The organism is Cellulophaga sp. Hel_I_12, assembly GCF_000799565.1.
Lineage (GTDB): Bacteria > Bacteroidota > Bacteroidia > Flavobacteriales > Flavobacteriaceae > Cellulophaga.
The window spans coordinates 135,301-157,013 of record NZ_JUHB01000001.1 but is presented as its reverse complement, the minus strand read 5'-3'; the positions used below and the strand labels follow the sequence as shown (position 1 = coordinate 157,013).

The 21,713-nt window shown below is 34.9% G+C and carries 21 protein-coding genes and 1 tRNA gene; 14 read left to right on the top strand and 8 right to left on the bottom strand.

Going from position 1 to position 21,713, the window contains the following annotated elements:
• Positions 1-15 precede the first annotated feature (15 nt).
• Positions 16-1,116, top strand: a complete 1,101-nt coding sequence (locus GQ45_RS00880) for a glycoside hydrolase family 130 protein (protein ID WP_052188089.1) — start codon at positions 16-18, stop codon at positions 1,114-1,116.
• Between the two features lie 22 nt (positions 1,117-1,138).
• Here GQ45_RS00880 and GQ45_RS00875 read toward each other — a convergent pair whose 3' ends face one another.
• The 6 genes from GQ45_RS00875 to GQ45_RS00850 form a co-directional block, all read right to left on the bottom strand.
• Positions 1,139-3,013, bottom strand: coding sequence for a S41 family peptidase (locus GQ45_RS00875; RefSeq protein WP_047414328.1), 1,875 nt, complete (start codon positions 3,011-3,013; stop codon positions 1,139-1,141).
• Positions 3,014-3,072: 59 nt separating this feature from the next.
• Positions 3,073-3,786, bottom strand: a complete 714-nt coding sequence (locus tag GQ45_RS00870; protein ID WP_231555133.1) for a PHB depolymerase family esterase — start codon at positions 3,784-3,786, stop codon at positions 3,073-3,075.
• A gap of 105 nt (positions 3,787-3,891) precedes the next feature.
• Entirely contained in the window at positions 3,892-4,077 is a 186-nt protein-coding gene (locus tag GQ45_RS00865) for a CsbD family protein (protein WP_047414327.1), read from the bottom strand.
• A 159-nt stretch (positions 4,078-4,236) separates the two neighbouring features.
• Positions 4,237-4,602 (bottom strand): hypothetical protein, encoded by a 366-nt coding sequence (locus GQ45_RS00860; protein ID WP_047414326.1) that lies wholly within the window; start codon positions 4,600-4,602, stop codon positions 4,237-4,239.
• 407 nt (positions 4,603-5,009) lie between these two features.
• Positions 5,010-5,083 (bottom strand) — tRNA-Arg (locus GQ45_RS00855).
• A 158-nt stretch (positions 5,084-5,241) separates the two neighbouring features.
• Positions 5,242-6,711 (bottom strand): sodium:solute symporter, encoded by a 1,470-nt coding sequence (locus GQ45_RS00850; protein WP_047414325.1) that lies wholly within the window; start codon positions 6,709-6,711, stop codon positions 5,242-5,244.
• A gap of 240 nt (positions 6,712-6,951) precedes the next feature.
• On the opposite strand from GQ45_RS00850, the gene GQ45_RS00845 reads away from it, so the two are divergent.
• The 9 genes from GQ45_RS00845 to rfbD all read left to right on the top strand — a co-directional run bounded on the left by GQ45_RS00845 (position 6,952) and on the right by rfbD (position 15,084).
• Entirely contained in the window at positions 6,952-7,353 is a 402-nt protein-coding gene (locus GQ45_RS00845) for a response regulator (RefSeq protein ID WP_047414324.1), read from the top strand.
• Positions 7,354-7,428: 75 nt separating this feature from the next.
• Positions 7,429-7,974 carry a heme NO-binding domain-containing protein gene (locus GQ45_RS00840; protein WP_047414323.1) on the top strand — a complete coding sequence of 182 codons (546 nt, stop codon included), beginning with the start codon at positions 7,429-7,431 and terminating at the stop codon, positions 7,972-7,974.
• On the top strand, positions 7,961-10,357 hold the full coding sequence (locus tag GQ45_RS00835) for a PAS domain-containing sensor histidine kinase (protein WP_231555132.1): 2,397 nt from the start codon (positions 7,961-7,963) through the stop codon (positions 10,355-10,357). The genes GQ45_RS00840 and GQ45_RS00835 overlap by 14 nt, the downstream gene beginning before the upstream one ends.
• Complete coding sequence (locus tag GQ45_RS00830; protein ID WP_047414321.1) at positions 10,354-11,487, top strand: FIST signal transduction protein; 1,134 nt, start codon at positions 10,354-10,356, stop codon at positions 11,485-11,487. The genes GQ45_RS00835 and GQ45_RS00830 overlap by 4 nt, the downstream gene beginning before the upstream one ends.
• A complete protein-coding gene (locus GQ45_RS00825; RefSeq protein WP_231555131.1) occupies positions 11,439-12,548 on the top strand; it encodes an ATP-binding protein in 1,110 nt (369 codons plus the stop codon). The genes GQ45_RS00830 and GQ45_RS00825 overlap by 49 nt, the downstream gene beginning before the upstream one ends.
• Before the next feature lie 4 nt (positions 12,549-12,552).
• Complete coding sequence (locus GQ45_RS00820) at positions 12,553-12,870, top strand: hypothetical protein (protein WP_047414319.1); 318 nt, start codon at positions 12,553-12,555, stop codon at positions 12,868-12,870.
• Positions 12,871-12,879: 9 nt separating this feature from the next.
• Positions 12,880-13,599, top strand: coding sequence for a LytTR family DNA-binding domain-containing protein (locus tag GQ45_RS00815; RefSeq protein ID WP_047414318.1), 720 nt, complete (start codon positions 12,880-12,882; stop codon positions 13,597-13,599).
• A 57-nt stretch (positions 13,600-13,656) separates the two neighbouring features.
• Positions 13,657-14,208 (top strand): dTDP-4-dehydrorhamnose 3,5-epimerase, encoded by a 552-nt coding sequence (gene rfbC, locus GQ45_RS00810; RefSeq protein WP_047414317.1) that lies wholly within the window; start codon positions 13,657-13,659, stop codon positions 14,206-14,208.
• Between the two features lie 18 nt (positions 14,209-14,226).
• Positions 14,227-15,084 (top strand): dTDP-4-dehydrorhamnose reductase, encoded by an 858-nt coding sequence (rfbD, locus tag GQ45_RS00805; protein ID WP_047414316.1) that lies wholly within the window; start codon positions 14,227-14,229, stop codon positions 15,082-15,084.
• A 120-nt stretch (positions 15,085-15,204) separates the two neighbouring features.
• Here rfbD and cmk read toward each other — a convergent pair whose 3' ends face one another.
• Complete coding sequence (gene cmk / locus GQ45_RS00800; protein WP_047414315.1) at positions 15,205-15,894, bottom strand: (d)CMP kinase; 690 nt, start codon at positions 15,892-15,894, stop codon at positions 15,205-15,207.
• Positions 15,895-15,950: 56 nt separating this feature from the next.
• A complete protein-coding gene (lon, locus tag GQ45_RS00795; protein WP_047414314.1) occupies positions 15,951-18,401 on the bottom strand; it encodes an endopeptidase La in 2,451 nt (816 codons plus the stop codon).
• Between the two features lie 219 nt (positions 18,402-18,620).
• Between lon and GQ45_RS00790 the strand changes: the two genes are divergently transcribed.
• From GQ45_RS00790 to GQ45_RS00775, 4 genes are all read left to right on the top strand, one after another.
• Entirely contained in the window at positions 18,621-19,181 is a 561-nt protein-coding gene (locus GQ45_RS00790) for an RNA polymerase sigma factor (protein WP_047414312.1), read from the top strand.
• 64 nt (positions 19,182-19,245) lie between these two features.
• On the top strand, positions 19,246-19,791 hold the full coding sequence (locus GQ45_RS00785) for a hypothetical protein (protein ID WP_047419885.1): 546 nt from the start codon (positions 19,246-19,248) through the stop codon (positions 19,789-19,791).
• Positions 19,772-20,863: a hypothetical protein gene (locus GQ45_RS00780; RefSeq protein WP_047419884.1), complete on the top strand. Its 1,092-nt coding sequence runs from the start codon at positions 19,772-19,774 to the stop codon at positions 20,861-20,863. The genes GQ45_RS00785 and GQ45_RS00780 overlap by 20 nt, the downstream gene beginning before the upstream one ends.
• 22 nt (positions 20,864-20,885) lie before the next feature.
• Entirely contained in the window at positions 20,886-21,608 is a 723-nt protein-coding gene (locus GQ45_RS00775) for a head GIN domain-containing protein (protein WP_047414310.1), read from the top strand.
• Positions 21,609-21,713: the final 105 nt, after the last annotated feature.

Below are 21,713 nucleotides of genomic sequence, written 5' to 3'. Positions count from 1 at the left end.
AAAATAAAGCTCTTGATGACGACTAAAAATACGATTTATATTTTAGGCTTACTGTGTACACTTATAGGATGTGATTCCACTCCAAAGGAAAAATGGCTATTGGGCTTTGAAAAAACGGCCATCAACCCGATCATGACATCAGACACGAGTTTTGTTTTTAAAGATCCAATTTTAGATACCCTAGTGCAATGGCAAAAAGCAGATGTTTTTAATCCCGCTGCCATTGTTAAAAACGATACGATATTTATGCTGTTCAGAGCTGAAGACAACCCAAAAGCTATCCTCGGCGAACGTACGTCACGAATAGGATTAGCCTATAGCCTAGAGGGTGTACATTTTACAAAATACCCAGAACCAGTTTTATTTCCGACGAATGATGAATTTAAGCAGTGGGATTATCCAGGTGGAATTGAAGACCCTAGGGTTGTTGCAACACCAGAAGGCACTTATATTATGTTGTACACGAGTTGGAACAAGGACGTAGCGCGCCTTTCTAGCGCCTCTTCTACTGATTTAAAAACATGGGTTAAAAATGGTCCTGTTTTTCAAAAAGCTAATGGTGGAAAGTTCTTAGACATTTGGAGTAAATCGGGCTCCATGGTAACGGAACTTGTCGATGGCCGCTTAAAAGCAAAAAAAATAAACGGAAAATATGTGATGTATTGGGGAGAACTTTTTGTGAATGTAGCCACCTCAGAAGACGGATTAAATTGGGAACCGACACTGGATGATCAAGGAGAACTGTTACACTCTTTTAAACCCACGCTAAACGATTTTGATAGTCACTTAACGGAACCAGGGCCGCCAGCTTTATTTACGGAAAATGGAATTTTATTGCTCTACAATGGCAAAAACCTAAGCGGCGAAGGCGCTACAAATAAAGTTCCAGAAGGCACCTACTGTGGTGGTCAAGTACTGTTTGATAAAAATGATCCTACAAAAGTTTTAGAGCGATTAGCAGAACCTTTTATTTGCCCTAGTCTGCCCCATGAAATATCAGGACAATACGCCGCAGGCACTACTTTTATTGAAGGTCTTGTGTATTTTAAAGATAAATGGTTTTTATATTACGGCACTGCAGATTCTATGGTAGGCTTGGCGATTAAAGAAAAGTAAACGTACTACCGTTTCTATAATCTTATTTTTTTTGGGTTAGCGAAATAGCTTTTTCTAATATTTCATCTGTACCATTTTTTAAACCTTCTATAGTTTTATAGACATGAACATCTGGTAAAAAACCAATCCCATGCTGTTGAGAGCCATCTAACTTCAAAACCTTCATACCCGTCCATCGTGTTCTAAAACCTCCCGGCAAACTAAGGGCATTAATGTTGCCATTTGTTCCTCCAGTTGGCTGGCCAACAACGATACCCAAATTATAGCCTTGCACATAACCAATACCACTTTCTGCATAACTAATAGCACTTCCATCAATTAAAAAAATAAAATTTTTACCACTCAGGTAAGATTCTTGTTTTTTTAAAGACCAGCTGTATGCTCTGTAACCCACTAATTTTTCTTGATCGGGATAGACCAATTTTGGAACATTCATCCATGATGTTGTCGTATCGTTTTCAGGCAATAGACTGGGCAACAATTGTCGGAAATAATTGGCACGACCTCTTACATCGCAAATTATATGTTTAGCTTTTTTTAACTTAGGTGCTAAATAACTTTCACGTAGTGTTTCTTCGGTAATTGTTTTAAAATTCAAATAAACAACACTATCATTAATTATCTGGTAATCTGGTTGGTAACCAGTGCTAAATCTGCCACCATCGTAAAGGTTTTCTTGTCGAATTAAATCAAAATCAGTGGCATCAATTGTTATTTGAAGTTTTGAATTTTTTTTACCCAACAGACTAAAAAGTTCTGTTCGATGATTTAACCAACCCATATTCCCTGCCGATATTCTCGAATAAAACTCTTTAAAGTATTCTTTTGGCTCTTTATGATTAACGGCCTTTATAATATCACCTATTTTAATGTTTAATTCATCATTAAAAACGCCTGTTACCACCAGTTGCCCTTCGATCCATGACCAAGAAATTGGCAGAATGTACTCTTCCCCGAAACTTGTGATACTTCTAGATTTATGCTCAAAGTTAATGTGACCATCGTTAAGTGGTGCTGTGAATTTTTGCAAAGTAATCAAGTGATCTTTTTCGGTAATATCAGTAAAAGATCTTGCTAGAGCCTTTTTTAGCTCTTCTTCCCACACCACATCAACAACATCCATATAGGGATAAAAATGCTGAAACACATTGTAGGTATTTATGGTATTGCCAAGCCGTAAATTTACATCAAAACCTTGCATCTTAGATTGGCGGATATTTTTATTTAAAGTAACTAGTTCGTTAGTATTGGATTGGGGGAACGTACCATTCTCGTGATGTTCATATAAAACCATTGGTATTTGGCAATGTATATCCTCCGCTATTTCCTTTTGAATATATTCTCCAAATTCAAGTTCATTATCGAATATTTTATTAGTTAATGAATTATTATTATTTGCTGAAGCGTTTTGTTCAAGATCTATATTTTTTAGAACCCTAGAACTTGCATAAATATCTCTGGAATTTAAAAATGTATCTAATTCAATTCCCATATGCTGCCAGAACACTAATTGATAGTCCGCTAAATTATGAGGCGTAATTTTTTTTAAATTTAATGTAGAAATTGCTTTCTTGTCTGTAAATACTATACTTGGTGCAATGGGCTCAAATAGCCTTTCTAAGGTTGTAACCACTTCTTTATTTGTGGTACATAAGCCTATTTGTTCTGCGCCATAAATGGCAAAATAATCCCAATCGATTGAGGTTGCCTCTGAGCTGGGATGAAAATATTTTACATAGCCATAGACTTTGGCAAAAGTTACAAGATTAGCTATTTTTGGGGAGTTCACGTCGACATCACTGTGGCTTACACTTAAAAGAAAAAAACTAAGTGAAGCGCAACAAGCAATTGCAAAAAAAATAAAATAAGCTCTGAATTTATCAAAATATTTTTTCATTCCTTAGTTTTTTTTAAGCTAATAAAATTATTCATAACACTAAAGCAACTATAGTGAATTCATCTTTTTTCCTGCCTATCAAACCACGTATAGAGCTCAGGATTGCCGTAGACGACATCCCAAATTTCGTGTCCTAGACCTTTATACCTAGTGAATTTAACGGCATGGCCCAAAGCTTTAAGTTTGGTTACCATTTCTTCGGATTCTGAAAAAGGGATAGCCAAATCTTCTTCTCCATGAAAAACCCAAATGGGCAAGTCATTATCAATCCAACTGGCGTATGGTGTTGGTGCCATAGCGCAAACAACGGCTAAAGCCGCGAAAGTATTAGGGTATTCTATCGCTAAATTCCATGCTGCCGCCCCTCCTCTACTTAAACCAGATAGATAAATTTTATTGGGATCAACTCTGTTGTTTTTAACAATGCTCTCTACCAATTGCATTACTGCTTTAGTATTCCACATTTTTTTAACCCCTAACAATTGTGGTGCTAACACTAAAAAAGGAAATTGTGTGCCATCAATAAATGCTTTTGGCGGTTTTATCTCTTGGCTTTCGTTGGTTGGAATGTCGCCAGCTCCATGCAGAAAAAGCAATAAGCCATATTTTTTAGTGCTGCTTTCGTACTCTTTTGGGTAATACAAAAAGTACTTGATAGCTTCTACCGAAACGGTTTCTAATTCACTTTTAATAAGCTGTTCCTGTGCATTGCCATCAAAAAGGATTAGAAGCAGCGCAAAAATGAATATAAAACAAGTTTTTCTTAGCATCATTTTAAATTGGTTAGAAAGATACTAAAATAACTTTGGAGTCTTAGCGGGTGTTTTTAGCTATAAAAAAAGCTCCTAACAGGAGCTTTTGTAACCTTAGGTAAGAGCTTACCACGAGTCTATTTCGTTTTTAATGGCTTCTTTGGTCTTTCCTGTTTTTTGTTGAATACGACCTACCATTTCATCGAATTTTCCTTCGGTATACGTGATGTCGTCGTCGCTTAACTCCCCGTATTTTTGTTTAAATTCACCTTTTATTTGCTTCCATTTTCCTTCTAACTGTTCCTTATTCATGTTTCTAAATTTTATGGTTATACTTATGTTCAAAAACAAAATACTTTAAGTATACCAACTTCATTAACGGATTTAAATCTTTTATTGCCGCTAAAAACAGCCAAGACACGCCTTGTTGTGTAGGAGCATAGCCTAAGTAAAAAAACAAGAAAAGTAAATTTATGGCATTTTTTGCAACATATAGAAAACGACACCACCTTGGAAATAAGCAATAACATCCCAAAAATCAGAAGTATATTGGTACGATTGTTTGGGAAGTTCATATTCAAAAACAAGAGCAAACAGCAGCACTAAACTAAAAATAGGAAACCTATTTAATCGGATACTCCTGTCCTTATTGAGGAGCCAAACCGTATGTAATCCCAATAACGCCACCATCGGAATGAGTAAAAAATCGTTGAGATGATAAAACACCCAATCCGGCCCATCGATAGCAAAGAATTTTAAACCTTGAACCCCAAGAAACACAAATACCGAAAGGAGTACGTAAAAATATGCTCGTTTTAAGGGAAGTGACCGCATCATATAAAGAATAAGGCTATTAACCAAGCGATAAAAGCACCAATGGCCATGACAACTACCCAAGTATAATGTAAAAGGTAATACGTTCCTTTAATGAGCCAAAACCTATTTGTTTTCCAGCGCTCAACAAATGATTTTTTTCTTAAACCCTGCTTCTTTAAAATAGATTCTGATGTGGATTCTTCAAGCTTAGTTTTAGCCGTAATGGTCGGGTTTTTAGGTCCTCACAGAGAAGCATCGGTAATAACCTTATCATCATTTATATCTTGTGACATCTATAGCAAAATTCAAATAACAAAAATACAACTTTGATTTGAAGGTATAAAGCTGTGCATTGGTTAACACTAGGATGATTTCCACGATTTCTATAAAACAACAAAACCCCTTGTGTTTACAAGGGGTTTTAGGAGTGATGGCACTAGGATTCGAACCTAGGACCGCCTGCTTAGAAGGCAGGTGCTCTATCCAGCTGAGCTATGCCACCAAAACAAATGTGTTTTGAGGGTGCAAATATACTGTTTTCAATAAATAATCTGCAATTAAATTTAAAGGAAATTTTAACTTAATTACAAAAGCTTCGTTATGAAAGCTTTACCTATTAAAATCTGCCAAAAACGAACTCAAATGCGATAACTAAAATTTTTAAATGGTCTGGGTATTGCTCCGCGTTTTAACCAATACCAAGCCGAAAATAGTAATGGTAGCATTAACGGCAATATTCACAAATCCTAGATCAAAGGCGTAATTCGCCAGCAAAAAATCACTTAAGATAAAGGTTAATACCGGGGCTGCGACACATATCACCGGCACATACCGATCAATGACCCTAATTTTTGTGAACATTCCAAACATATAGAGTCCTAATAGTGGGCCATAGGTATACCCTGCAACCTTAAAAATTAGCGAGATTACATCGCCTTTACTCCCTGAAAATGCCATAATAATAATGAAAATAACCGTTGAAAAACCCAATAAAACCCAATTTTTTAGTTGGGTACGCTCTTGACTCGATTTCTTAGACAGCTCTAAAAAATCATAAGTGAACGATGTGGTTAAGGCCGTTAAGGAAGAATCTACACTAGAAAATGATGCGGCTATAATACCCAATAAAAAGAAAATTCCGGCAACGGGTCCTAAATAATTTAGGGCTAGATTAGGAAATAAGGTGTCCGTATTGACGAATTTTCCGGTAGCGTCAAGGTCTAAAGCAATTCCGTTTTGCTCGGCATATATATAGAGTAACACTCCTAATCCTAAAAACAAAAATTGTGTGAAGGCTAAAATTAGACTATAGGTTAAGGTATTTTTTTGCGCATCCCATTGTGTTTTACAGGTAAGTGTTTTTTGCATCATATTCTGATCTAAGCCAATCATGGCAATAGCTACTAAAATGCCTGCAATAAACTGTTTGTAAAAATTATTTCCTGAACCCTCATCCCAATTAAAAATATTAAAATAGGCATGTTCTGTAACTTTCGTGACGGATTCTGAAAAGGAGATAGACAAGGATGTGGTAATCGAATAGATAGAGATAACAGCACCTAGAATTAAAAAGGTAGTTTGTAAGGTATCTGTCCAAACAATGGTTTTAATTCCCGATTTATTAGTGTACAACCAAACCAAAACCAAAATAATGATTACCGTTAAAAAAAAGGGAATGTTTAACTGATCAAAGAGTGCAAACTGTAAAATTTTGGTAGCCAAAAGCAGTCGCAAGGCTGCACCAAAAGATTGGGAAACTAAAAAAAACAAAGAACCCGTTTTATACGACTTTACCCCAAAACGCTCTTTAAGATACCCGTAAATAGATACCAGTCTAAGTCTAAAATAAAGAGGAATAAGCACAAAGGTTATAAATAAATAACCCACAACGTTGCCTAATATAAACTGAAAAAAATAAAAGTAATTGTTGCCGACCATCCCAGGTAGTGATACAAAAGTAACCCCTGAAAGCCCTGCTCCTACCATGCCAAAGGCCACTAGAAACCAAGGCGATTGCCTATCTCCCGTAAAGTACGATTCGTCACTTCTGCTTTTTGAGGTGAAATACGATATCCCCATTAAAAGGGCAAAATAAATAACTATAATTCCTAATACGAGTAGTGGATTCAAATTGCGTTTGCTTTTAAGTAGCGAAAAGTAATCATTTTTTATGATATGGATTAAAGGAAAGGAGCTTCAAAAAATAGAAATAAAATCCAACAATAAGTAATTTGTAAGAATTTTCGGGTTAATTTGAAATACGCAGAACGACAGAAACATACCATTCATCGACAGTAAACTGCATTTCATCTATACAAATTCAGTTGCTATTCATTTAAAGTACATCTTTGTAGTCTAAATAAAAGGGTAATGAATATACTATTTATCGAAGACGATATGATTGAAAGTATGAAGTTTCAAAGAACACTTTCAAAAATAGCATCCAGGCATACGATTATCGAAGCTAAAAATGGGGAACAAGCCATTGATGCCCTTAAAAATAGTGAATCATTGCCTGATATTATTCTTTTAGATTTGAACATGCCACGAATGAGTGGTATCGAATTTTTACAAATTTTAAAGGCTGACGAACAGTACAAATATATTCCTACAATTATTCTTACCACTTCTGAGAATAGAGCTGATTTATTAGAATGTTATCGAATTGGCATCGCTGGATACGTCATTAAACCACTAAAATACGAAGATTACGAACAAAAGTTAACTGCAGTTTTAGCGTACTGGCAAACAAATGAGCTAGTGAAGGCATAGGAAATTGTAGGTTTCACAACATTTTTTTTAGAATAGGTACTAATTTTCTTACTTTTCGCTCAAATTATTTTGAGTATGAAGGGAATTATCTTTACTGATTTTTTAGAAATGGTAGAATCCATGTATGGCCTACAGGTTGTGGATACCATCATAGAGAACTCTCAATTGCCCTCTGAAGGTATTTACACCTCTGTCGGTACCTACAGTTTTAACGAAATGCTTAGCCTTCTCACAAATTTAAGTGCAGAGGTCAATACACCCGCTAGTGATTTAATCTACGCTTTAGGTTTGTATCTTTTTGATGGACTTTCAAAGTCGCATCCAGAAGTAATTGAAAGTTATTCGTCTCCCATTGATTTACTATATGCGATCGAAGATCATATTCACGTTCATGTAAAAAAATTATATCCAGGCGCAGAGCTCCCCTCATTTAAAATACTTGAAAAATCGGATACCTCTATAGTGATGATTTACAGCTCCTCGAGGGGTTTGTATCGATTGGAACAAGGGCTTATTGAAAAAACATTTGAACATTTTAATGGAAAATGTAGCCTATCGTATGAGGTCTTAAAAGAAGACGGAACGGAAGTTAAATTTGATATTGTTCATGATGCATACTAAAAACTATTCTCTAAACAATGCTGATGTTAACGATGTTTCATTATTACAAAGAGCATTAGACCGCCAAATAAGAGCAAGAAAGCAAGCTGAAAGTATTCTTGAAGCTAAATCAAAAGAATTATATGATACCATTCACCATTTAAAGCAGGCGAACAACCGACTTGAAAACCATTTAAGCGAAAAATCTTCTGAAATAGATGGTATTTTCATCAATATCATTGATCCCTATGTGGTGATGGACCTATTAGGGAATGTGATTAAAATGAATGATTCTGCAAAAAATTTCCTAGGTTTTAACACCAACACAGAACCCATAAATTTAACCGCCCTAGTTCATGAAGACTATATAGAATACACCTATGAGTCTTTTAAAAAATTGATGGAAGTTGGCTCCATAAAAAAATACCGTCCAAAACTCACTTTAAGATGCGGTACCGAAAAATTTGTGGAAGTGAACGGTTCATTAATTTATGACAAAAACAGACAGCCCATAGGTGCTCAAGGAGTTATTAGAGATATTAGTGAAGAGACTCAAATAAAACAATTATTAGCAGAACAAAAAAAACAACTTGATATTATTTTTGAAAACTCCTCCTTAGGTATTGTACTTAGCGATACTAATGAAAAGATTATTAAAGCAAACCATGCGTTTCTGGATTTGGTTGGGTATCCTATAGCTGAAATAAAAAAATATACACTTGATACTATTTCAGCCAGTGGGGATATTGACCTAGAAAACTCACTAAATGATAAAATGAATAAAGGGGAAATAGACCACTTTTCTATCATAAAAAAATACACTAAAAAAGATGGCACTATACTCTCAGGAAAAACAACCATTAGTGCGGTTAAAACAGCTCATGGAGTAATCGACTACCGAGTTGCTTTAATTGAAGACATTTCCAATGAACTAAAAGCAGAAGAACAGTTAAAAGCATCTGAAGATCGTTTATCCTCGTTAATTGCGAATTTAAATACAGGGATTTTAGTTGAAGATCAAGACCGAAAAATTGCCTTGACGAATAAAATTTTCTGTGATATCTTTAATATATTTATCCCACCAGAAAGGTTAAAAGGCTTTGATTGTTCCAAAGCCATTGAAAACTCAAAAGTACTTTTTAAAGATCCTGAAAAAACAATTGATCGCGTCAATAACATTGTTGAAGAAAAAAAACTTGTTCTTGGGGATATTCTTGAAATGGTCGATGGTCGTATTTTGCAACGCGATTATATTCCCGTTTTTAAAAATGATGTGTACAACGGGCATCTTTGGGCCTACACCGATATTACTATTGCAAGGAATTACAAAAACAATTTAGAGCAGCAAAAAGAAAAATACAGCAGCATCATAGCCAATATGAATTTAGGTCTAGTTGAAGTTGATACGAATGACGTGATACAAATGGTCAATCAAAGCTTTTGTACCTTAAGTGGCTATAGTGAAGATCAGCTCTTAAATAAAAATGCTTTAGAGGTTTTAAACGTAGTAAATAAAAATGTCGTTATTGAAAAAACAGATAGAAGAATTAATGGGGAATCTGATTCGTACCAAGTAGAAGTCGTACATCCTTCGGGTGAACTGCGATATTGGTTGGTCAGTGGCGCTCCACGATATGATGAAAGAGGAAACGTTATAGGTTCTTTAGGTATTCATTTAGATATCACCAATCAGAAATTATTAGAACTCCAAAAAGAAAAGTTAGTACAAGAACTAGAAACAAGCAACCAAGGTTTACAAGAGTATGCACATATTGTTTCTCACGATTTAAAATCACCGCTGCGAAGTATCAGTGCCCTATCGAGTTGGTTAAACGAAGATTATAAAAATGTTTTAGACGAAGCGGGGAAAAACAATTTGGCGATGATGCAAGAAAAAGTGGAAGCAATGGATAGTTTAATTGATGGTATTTTAAAATATTCTACCATTAGCAGTGATACCATGGCCGCAACGAATGTCAACGTTAACGAAGTAATATCAGAAATTACAGATATTATTTTTATACCGGATCACGTTCAAATAAAAATCACAAATGAACTACCTATTGTCCTAGCCGATAAAACAAAAATTCACCAATTATTTCAGAACATCCTGAGCAATGCTGTAGTTCATATTGAAAGGGATAAGGGCTTGGTGGAGATAGGTTGTAAGGAAACGAGTACACATTGGGAATTTAGTATTAAAGATAACGGTGTAGGTATTCCTATAGAATATCACGAGAAAATTTTCAAAATATTTCAATCAGTTGGAAACAAAGAAAGGTCTACAGGCATAGGCTTATCTATCGTGAAAAAAATAATAGATCTTTACCAAGGTAAAGTTTGGTTAGAAAGTGAAATTGGTGTGGGCACAACCTTTTTCTTCACCTTAAAAAAACAAAAATGAAAACAGTTCAAGCGATCAAAGAAAAGGGGAAAGAATGGTATTTCACTTCAGAAAAAATCGATTTAAAAAATCCGTTAGTTCTCGTATTTGGCAATAGGTTTTCATTAGAGTCTCTAACAATTTATGATGAATTAAAAGCAATGTTCCCAATAGGAAATATTGTTTTTGGATCAACATCTGGAGAAATTTTAGGTGAAAATGTTTACGATGAAAGTATTACGTTAACCGCTATAGAATTCGAAAAAAGTCAATATCATATTCATTCTAAAAATATTCATGATTTTGAAAACAATTCTGAAAAATTAGGAGAAGCACTAACCGATAAATTTTCAAAAGAAGGCCTAAAACATTTATTCATTGTTTCTGATGGAAATTTGGTAAATGGTAGTGCGCTTATTCAAGGTTTAGAAAAAAATTGCCCAGATAATATTATCATTACGGGTGGTTTATGTGGCGATGATGCTCGGTTTGAAAAAACCTTAGCTTCCTATAATTCAAACCCTAAATCTGGCGAAATTGTAGCCGTAGGATTATATGGTGACCATTTAGAAATAACCTGTGCTAATTATGGAGGTTGGAGTGCTTTTGGTCCTATTCGTAACATTACAAAATCTAGAGAGAATGTATTATACGAATTAGATGGTAAACCAGCCCTAGACTTATATAAAAAGTATTTAGGTGATAAATCTAATGAACTGCCACAAGCAGCCTTATTATATCCCCTCAATTTGCGCGTAAAAGGCAGTAATGAGACCGTTGTACGCACTATTTTAAATATAGACGAAAAAGAAAATACCATGATATTGGCAGGTGATGTGCCAGAAGGTTCAACAGTACAATTAATGATGTCTACGGTTGATGATATTGCCGAAGGAGCATCTAAGGCTGCTATGTATGCCATGCGCAATCGAACAAAAAAACCAGAACTTGCTTTACTCGTAAGTTGTATCGGCCGCAAATTGGTAATGAACCAACGAACAGAAGAAGAAATAGAAGAGGTGATTGAAGCAATTGGTGGTCAGGCGGTAATTGCTGGTTTTTACTCTTATGGAGAATTATCTCCTTTTTCTAATCAAATAGGATGCAAATTGCACAACCAAACCATGACTTTAACACTTATCAGCGAATAATGCACTCACTTTTAAAAAGACAAGTACGCAAATATTTACCTGAGAATTTAAAAGATTCTGAGAAAATAAATGTTTTTTTAGAGGCAATTGATAAATCGTATTCGGACTACGATGATAAAGCTAATATGGTACAAAGAGCCATGAATTTAAGTTCCGATGAGCTTTTTAAAGCAAATCAGGACTTACATGCAGAAGCAGAGAGTGAACGTAAGATTTTAAATATATTAAAAAAGGCAATTGAGGTATTAAATAGTTCTAACGATCAAGAGAAGAATTCATGGAAATCAAAGGAAATATTAGAAATCGATGCTTTAGAATTAGCTGCGAAAATAGAAAATCAAGCGCATGATATTGTTAAAATGACTGCAGAAAAGAACACCATGTTGAAAAATTTAGAGCGGCAAAATGACGCATTGAAAGATTATGCTCACATAGTATCTCATGACCTTAAATCCCCAATTCGTAATATTAATGCACTAATGTGCTGGATTTTGGATGAAGAAAAAGATAAATTTTCCGAATCAAGCAAAGAAAATTGCAAACTAGTCTCGCAAAATATTGAAAAAATTGATGCCCTTATTGATGGTATTCTAAAGCATGCTGTGATTGATTCATTAGAAGAAGAAATGATTAGTTTAGACTTAAATAAACTTATTGAGGAAATAAAAAATACGATTTATTTTCCGGAAACAACTCAAATCAACATCGTAAGTTCCCTACCGACAATACTTGCAGAAAAATATAAAATTGAACAACTTTTTAAAAATTTAATAACCAATGCTATTGCAGCAACGGAGCATAAAGACCATGGGCTAATCACAATCGCAATTATCGAAGATCCTAATTTTTGGAAATTTTCCATTACAGATAACGGTAGAGGTATTGCGGATAAGCATAAGGAGACTATCTTCCATATGTTTAAAAAATTAGAAAACAATTCTAGTGCCACTGGAATAGGCCTTGCTTTGGTTAAAAAAGTAGTAAATATTTATGAAGGTGATGTTTGGCTAGAGTCAAAAGAGCATATAGGTACTACTTTCTTTTTTACCTTAAAAAAATAACAGGATGCAACAACCTAACTTAGTTTATATAAAAGAACTTTCGGCTGGTGACCTCGCCTTTGAACAAAAATTTATCAATGTTCTAAAAGAAGAAATTCCTTTAGAAAAAGAAGAATACCTAAAAAGTGTACGGGAACAAAATTTTAAAAGAACGGGTGATCTGGTGCATAAAGTGAAGCATAAACTAAGCATTCTTGGTTTAACCGAAGATTATAAATTAGCAGTGAGTTTTGAAGCGGCCTTAAATGAAAAAGATGATGCCTTAAAAGAAACTTTTTCAGCTATCTTAGACAAAATTGACACCTATTGTAAAACCTTATAAAAATAAAAGATGAAGTGTATTATTGTAGATGATGAAGCTATGGCTAGAGTGATTGTAGAACAACTGTGTTCAAAAATTCCAAATTTAGAGGTTGTCGAATCATTTTCTAATGCAATGGATGCTATCAAATTTTTAAATCAACAGCAAGTAGACGTCATTTTTTTAGACATACATATGCCTGGTTTCACAGGTATAGATTTTGTACAAACCCTTAAAAATCCGCCTAGAATTGTACTGACAACCTCAGATACCGATTTTGCGATTGAAGCTTATGAATATGAAACTATTGTAGATTATTTGGTGAAACCTATAACTCAAGAGCGTTTCGAAAAATCAATTTTAAAAGTAAAAAAGTCTTTAGAAGTAACGCTTAAAACAAGTTCGCCTCAACAAGAGACCAGTAGTTCCTCAAATTTAGGAGATGAGTTATACATCAATATTGACCGAAGATTAATTAAATTAAAATTCAGTGAAATACTTTTTATTGAGGCGAAGGGAGATTACATCGAAGTAAAAACAGATAAAAAAGAATATAGAGTACATAATACCTTAAAAAATATAAAAGATAAACTTCCAGAAAGCATCTATCTTCAGATTCACCGTTCTTTTATTATTAATTTTACTAAAATTATTGATATTGAGGATAATAGTGTACTCATAGAAAAAAGTGTTATACCCATCAGTAGGTCAAACAGGCCAGAGCTCATGAGAAGATTAAATTTATTGTAATTTTAATAGCGCTTAGCACGAAGTGCTACCCGAAAAAAACTAGAAAAAAGTAAAAAAATGGATATAAATCCTACGACAATAAAAGATTGCTACGAAATTATTCCGCAGGTTTTCAAAGATGAAAGAGGTTACTTTTTTGAGAGTTTTAACCATCAGAAATTAGAAGAAGCTATTCAGCAAAAAATAAATTTTGTTCAAGACAATCAATCCTATTCGTACAAAGGGGTACTGAGAGGTCTACATTTTCAAAAAGGAGCACATGCCCAAGCCAAATTAGTTCGTGTTTTAGACGGCATCGTTCTTGATGTTGTTGTTGATATACGACAAGATTCTACCACCTATGGTAAAATTCATAGTACTGTGTTATCTCAAAAAAATCGGAAACAACTTTTTATTCCAAAAGGATGCGCACATGGTTTTGTGACCTTAAGCAAAACAGCTATATTCTTCTACAAATGCGATAATTATTACCATAAAGATTCGGAAGCTGGTATTATTTATAACGATAGGACATTAAATATAGATTGGCAATTACCCGAAAGCGATTTAATTATTTCTGATAAAGATAAAGTGCTACCTTTGTTTAAAGAACTTAACGACACGCATTAATCGGTTATATTTTAGTACATGAGTAAAATTTTGGTCACTGGTGCCAACGGACAATTAGGACAGTGTATAAAAGAGCTTTCTGTCAGCTTAGATCCTGATAATACCTATCTATTTAAATCGTCAAAAGATCTTGATATTACCAATTATCAACAGGTACTAGCGGCTTTTACCTTAGAAAATTTCGATTTTTGTATCAATTGCGCAGCGTATACCAATGTAGATAAGGCTGAAAGTGACACGCAAAATGCAGTAAATGTCAATAGTACAGGCGCGCAAAATTTAGCTACCGCATGCAATCAAACAAATACTACTTTACTTCATATTTCAACAGATTTTGTATTTGATGGAACAAAGAATTCTCCCTATATAGAAACGGATAAAACCGCAGCACTTAGTGTTTACGGGAACACAAAAAATGTAGGGGAAACAGAAATTATTAAAAAGGCTCCAAAATCATATATCATTAGAACCTCTTGGTTATACTCGGAATACGGACATAATTTTATGAAAACTATGATTCGCTTCGGGAGTGAAAAGGATAGCCTATCGGTAATCAATGACCAAACTGGAACGCCGACCTATGCCAAAGATTTGGCTGAAGTTCTCATTAAAATCATCCAAAATAAGCCAATTCCTTATGGCATTTATCATTATAGTAATGAAGGCACTGCTACCTGGTTCGATTTTGCTAAGGCCATATTTGAAATCACTAAGAGCACAATTCAACTTCATCCGATAGCGACAGAAGCGTATCCGCTACCTGCAAAACGCCCAAAATACAGTGTTTTGAATAGCTCTAAAATAAAAACTGCCTTACAGCTCGAAATTCCAGCATGGCGCGATAGTCTAAAAAAAGCTATTAATGCCTTACCGTAATTTAAGACGCTTCTAATTGACAAGAAATACACTTTTACTATTTTTTTGGGAACTACTCTATCTTTAACAATAGCTAGTTAGTATAAAAAAAGCGGTCTTATTAGGACCGCTCTAGTTTTGTTATTTTTCTATCACCCGGATGGCGTAGTTGTAAATGCGTTCAAATTGTTCTTTTAAGCCCATATCACTATTATCAAATTCAATAGCATTTTCGGCCATTTTTAAGGGAGAAAATTCTCTATGCGTATCTAAGTAATCTCGGTGTTCTACATTTTTTAGAACTTCCGCAAATGTTACTTTTTCGCCTTTATCGATAAGTTCTTTGTATCTTCTGGTAGCTCTTTTCTCGGAGGAAGCTGTCATAAATAACTTTAACTCCGCATCGGGTAAAACCACGGTTCCGATATCTCTACCGTCCATGACAACGCCTTTTTCTTTACCCATTTGTTTTTGAATATCCACAAGCTTATACCGAACTTGTTCAATCGCTGCTATTTCGCTTACCTTACTAGAAACTGCTAAGGTTCTAATTTCATCCTCGACGTTCTCATTGTTCAAGTACATTTCAGAAAATTCTAAGGCTTCATTATACACAAATTTTAAATTTAATTTGGGCAATAATTTCACCAAGGCTTGTGGATTGTCTTGAGCCCCACCGATAAATCCATTTCTAATGGCAAATAGGGTTACGGCTCTATACATAGCGCCAGTATCAATATAAATATATCCCAAGGCTTTTGCCAATTGCTTTGCAATGGTACTTTTTCCTGTGGATGAGTATCCATCTATAGCGATTGTAATTTTCTTCATTTCAAACTAAATTAACTTAAAAATAAACAATTAAAACTGAAGTTAAAATGACTTCATTATAACTCTTTTGCGTTTTTAACGCTCTGATTGGTTAAGGCCACTTGGATAACTTCATGCATTTCAGAAACGTAATGAAAGGTTAGTCCTTTTAAATAATCTTCCTTAATTTCTAAAATATCTCTCTTGTTTTCTACACAAAGAATAATCTCTTTAATACGAGCACGTTTCGCTGCCAATATTTTTTCTTTTATACCACCAACTGGTAAAACTTTTCCACGTAAGGTAATCTCCCCAGTCATCGCTAAACTCTTCTTCACTTTTTTCTGAGTAAATAAAGATACCAAAGAGGTAAGCATGGTAATCCCAGCACTAGGTCCGTCTTTCGGCGTTGCGCCTTCAGGAACATGAATATGTACATTGTACTTCTCAAAAACACTCGGTTCTATTCCGAAATGTTCAGCGTTCGATTTTATATATTCCATAGCAATGGTAGCCGATTCTTTCATGACCTTGCCTAAATTACCGGTAATCGTTAGCGTTCCTTTTCCTTTAGATAAGATCGACTCTATAAATAAAATATCTCCACCAACGCTTGTCCAAGCTAAACCAGTGACAACGCCTGCAACATCATTATTTTCATATTTGTCACGTTCCATTTTTGGAGCGCCTAATACTTTTTCAATAATTTCGTTTGAGACCTTAATGGCATACTCCTCCTCTATGGCAATAGATTTTGCGGCATATCGTACCATTTTTGCCAATTGCTTTTCTAAAGAACGTACCCCAGATTCTCGGGTATAGCCTTCAACAATTTTCTCTAACTGTGCCTTCCCTATTTTCAAGTGCTTATCGGTTAATCCGTGTTCTTTAAGTTGCTTAGGGAGTAAATGTCTTTTTGCAATTTCTACTTTCTCTTCAATCGTATACCCTGTTACATTAATAATTTCCATACGGTCACGCAACGCTGGTTGAATGGAGCTTAAATTGTTGGCCGTAGCTACAAACATCACTTTAGAAAGGTCATAGCCCATTTCTAAGAAATTATCATGAAATTCACTATTTTGTTCAGGATCTAAAACCTCAAGCATAGCAGACGATGGATCCCCTTGATTGCTATTCGATAGTTTATCGATTTCATCTAAAATAAAAACAGGATTGCTTGTCCCAGCCTTTTTTAAACTTTGAATAATACGACCTGGCATGGCACCGATATATGTTTTTCTGTGGCCGCGAATTTCCGCCTCATCACGCATACCACCTAATGACATACGAACATATTCTCTTCCTAAAGCTTCAGCAATAGACTTTCCTAACGAGGTTTTACCCACCCCAGGAGGTCCATAAAAACATAAAATAGGCGATTTCATATCATTTCGAAGCTTTAAAACCGCTAGATATTCTATAATTCTACGCTTCACATCTTCTAAGCCATAATGATCTCTGTCTAATATTTTTTGGGCGCGTTTTAAATCGAACTTATCTTTTGAAAATTCATTCCATGGTAATTCTAAAAATAATTCTAAGTAATTACGTTGAATGCTATATTCTGCCACTTGCGGATTCATACGTTGCATTTTAGAAAGTTCTTTCGTAAAATGCTCTTTTACTTTTTTACCCCATTTTTTCTTTTTTGCCTTTTCCCGCATTTCATCAACCTCTTCTTCATAAGAGGCACCACCTAATTCTTCTTGAATGGTTTTCATTTGCTGATGTAGAAAATACTCTCGTTGCTGCTGGTCTAGATCGGTGCGTACTTTAGACTGAATATCGTTTTTAAGCTCCAGTTTTTGCAACTCAACATTCATATATTTTAGCATCGCTAAGGCACGTTCCTGTAAGCTAACGATCTCTAAAAGCTCTTGCTTTTCTTGTACCCCTACACTTAAGTTTGAAGATACAAAATTGATTAAAAAACTATCGCTCTGAATATTTTTAATGGCAAAAGAGGCATCACTAGGAATGTTCGGATTATTCTTTATGATGGTTAACGCCAATTCTTTTACAGATTCAATGATTGCAGCAAATTCTGGATTCATTGGCTCCGGACGCTCTTCCCTGGCTTCGCGAATGGTAGCCGTCATGTACGGTTTTTCAGTAAGCACTTCGGCTACCTCAAATCGTTTTTTACCTTGTATAATAACCGTTGTGTTCCCATCAGGCATTTGTAAAACCCGTAAAATACGCGCAACCGTACCCAAGGTGTTAATATCAGCAACGCCCGGTTCTTCAACATCACCGTCTTTTTGTGAAACTACGCCAATAACTTTTGTTCCATTATTAGCATCCTTGATCAGGGCAATAGACGAGTCTCTCCCTGCAGTAATAGGAATAACAACTCCTGGAAACAAAACCGTATTCCGCAAGGGAAGAATGGGTAATGTTTCTGGCAATTTTTCGCTGTTCATTTCCTCTTCATCTTCTGCTGTTAATAATGGAATAAGTTCAGCGTCCTCTTCTATTCCCTGTAACGACATATTGTCAAAATTTGAAAATTTAGAATTTCCCATAGATATATTTCAGTCATTCTGTCACCGTGGTGCAGATTTCGTATTAGTACTTAAATTGTAATTGATATGGCTAAGCTACCGTCATTAGTAACAGTAGTGCACTACCTAAATATTTTATACCCTATAAAAGGCAATTCTTATGCCAACAAATAAAAAAAATTCTAAAAAAAGTGTAACATTCGCTAAATTGAAACATCATTACTACAAAACAACCACTTTTTGAGCCACAAAAAAGAACATATTGATGCATTATTGCAATTGTGTTTGCAAGGAAATCAGAGCGCCCAACTTGAAGTGTACAACCGGTATTATAAAGCGATGTATAATACCGCAATACGCATCGTGAAAGATAGTTTCGTTGCAGAGGATATTATGCAAGAGTCATTTTTGAACGCATTTACAAAGTTAGCCACTTTTAAGGCTGAAGTAACTTTTGGAGCCTGGTTAAAACGTATTGTTATCAACAATAGTATTTACCACTACCGGAAGCAGCAGAAAAAAAATGAAGTTGCATTAGGGGATGTATTGTATAAGGTTGAAGACAATGACGGAATTGCTTCCGATGATGTGTTTACAGAACTAAAGGCTCAAAAAGTGCTGGAAACCATGAAACAATTGAAAGACAATTACAGAATTTCTTTGACCTTATTTTTGATTGAAGGCTACGATTATGAAGAAATAAGTGACATTATGAATATCAGTTATGCCAATTGCAGAACTACTATTTCTAGGGCGAAAGAAAGCCTGCGGCAAAAAGTATTAAGGGCTGAATGTACTTAAAAAAAAATTTTGAATGAAGGGATAGCTCCTTATGGATTTCTGTTCATTGTTAATTAAAATGTTTATGAAAAAAGATAGTATAGATACCTTGTTTAAAAACCTTAAAGGCTCTTTTGATGTTGAGCATCCTGATGAAGGCCATGAATTGCGATTTTTAGATAAATTGAAGTCTCAAAAAGAGCCTGTTAGCCTTGTTAGAAAAAAAAGCTACGCCTATGTATCGATGGCAGCATCGCTAGTGATCTTAATTGGTTTGACTGTTCTTTATTTTAATTGGAACCCTTCTGTAGACCAACAAGTGGTAAGTATATCGCCTGAAATTTCTAAAACAGAATTTTACTTTGCGAATGTTATTCAGCAAGAAATAAACAAATTACAAAATGAGAATTCTCCAGCAACAAAAAAAATAATTGAAGACACCATGGAGCAACTTATCACCTTGGAAAAAGATTATGGTAAACTTGAAAAGGACCTCATCAATGGAGGTAACAGTAAGTTTATTTTAAGTGCTATGATTACAAATTTTCAAACTAGAATAGATTTATTAGCAGATGTGCTACAACAAATTGATGAAATTAAAAAAATACAACATGAAAAAGCAATTATATAAATATCCACTTTTATTACTTTTAATAGTTCCCCTAAGCATTTTTGCTCATACGGGTGTAAAAGGAAAACACACCAAAGAAAAATCTATAAAGAAAGAATATGCTGTAAACGCTGATGCACTTCTTAAAGTAAGCAACAGCTATGGAAACCTAAATATTACTTCTTGGAATCAAGACCGAATAGTCATCGAAGTATCTATTAAAGTAAATGGAAATAACGAAGATAAAGTACAGCAAAAATTAGATGAAATTACGGTGGCGTTTGAAGCCAATAATAGTATGGTATCGGCCAGAACTATTTTTGACAATAACAAAAGTAGTTGGAACTGGAATTGGGGTTCTAATAACAATGTAAACATGCAAATTGATTACAATATAAAAGTACCCATAAAAAATAGTGTGCATTTGAATAACGATTATGGCAGTATAATTCTTGACCGTATTGACGGTCATGCTAAAATTTCATGTGATTATGGACGCTTAGAAATTGGAGAATTACATGGCAGAAACAACGAGTTGAATTTTGATTATACCTCTAAATCTACCATAGGATACATCAATAGTGGCAAAATATCAGCAGACTACTCTGGTTTTACGATCGATAAGGCTGGTAATTTAGAAATAAACGCTGATTACACCAATTCAACGATTCTCAATATGGAAAATTTATCCTACTCTTGTGACTATGGTAAAATTGATATTGGGTCTGTAAATAACCTAGAAGGTAACGGCGATTACATTAACGTAATAGCTGCAACCGTTCATGGAAATGTAGCGATAAACTCAGATTACGGCGGAATTCAAATAGGACAAATGGCCGCAGATGCAGGCAACGTAAGCATTAAAAGTGATTATACGGGTATTAAAATTGGATACCACCCAGACTATCAATTTACCTTTGAAATAAACACCGAATATGCGGGCCTAAACGGTAAAGAAAATTTTGAATTTACCCTGAGTCGCGAAAACTCAAGCGAAAAATACTATAAAGGATTTTACGGTAATGCAAATGCTAAGAATACCATTACTATTTCTAGTGAGTATGGTGGCATCACCTTTACAAAAAAACAATAGAACCAACACAAAAACCTAACACATGAAAAATTTAGCACTAGCAACACTTACTCTTTTACTTTTTACCTCTTGCAGTGCGCAATGGGGAAATAAAATTAAAGGCAACGGAAACATTACGACTATAAAGCGGTCGGTTGGCAACTACGATGCCCTTGATATGACCGGTTTTTTCGATGTTGAATTTATCGATGGCAAGGAGGGCGCTATAAGCCTTACAGGAGAGGAAAATTTATTAGCCTACATTGTCACAGAGGTAAAAGACGGTAAATTAATCTTAAAAACTAAAAAAGGCTATAATTTACAAACTTCAAAAAGAGCAGGCATAAAAATCACAGTCCCTGTCGAAGAAATTAATGCTGTTTATTTATCCGGTTCTGGTGATATTAGCTCTCGAACAACACTAAAAAGTGATTCGTTTAGTACCACCATTTCTGGCTCAGGAGATATTACACTAGATCTTTTAGTCTTAGCCTTAAAAACCACTATTTCAGGCTCAGGAGATATTGATGTATCCGGTACTGCAGAACGTTTCGAGGTTTCTATTTCAGGCTCTGGAGATATTGACGCCTTCAACCTAAAAGCAAAAGAAGTTAGTGTGCAAATTTCAGGTTCTGGTGATGTAGATGTTACGGCCACCGAAAATTTCAAGGCGCGAGTTTCTGGCTCAGGAGATATAAATTACCGCGGGAATCCTTCAAAAGTAGATACAAAAAGTTCGGGCTCAGGAAGTATTAGCAAAGGATAAACACAGCCCCCTAGCCCACAAATGGGGAACTTATATTCTTTGTGGTTCGTTGAGAGTAAATTGGGTAATTAGAAGATGGGGCAATTAAATTTTTATTGAGTTTAA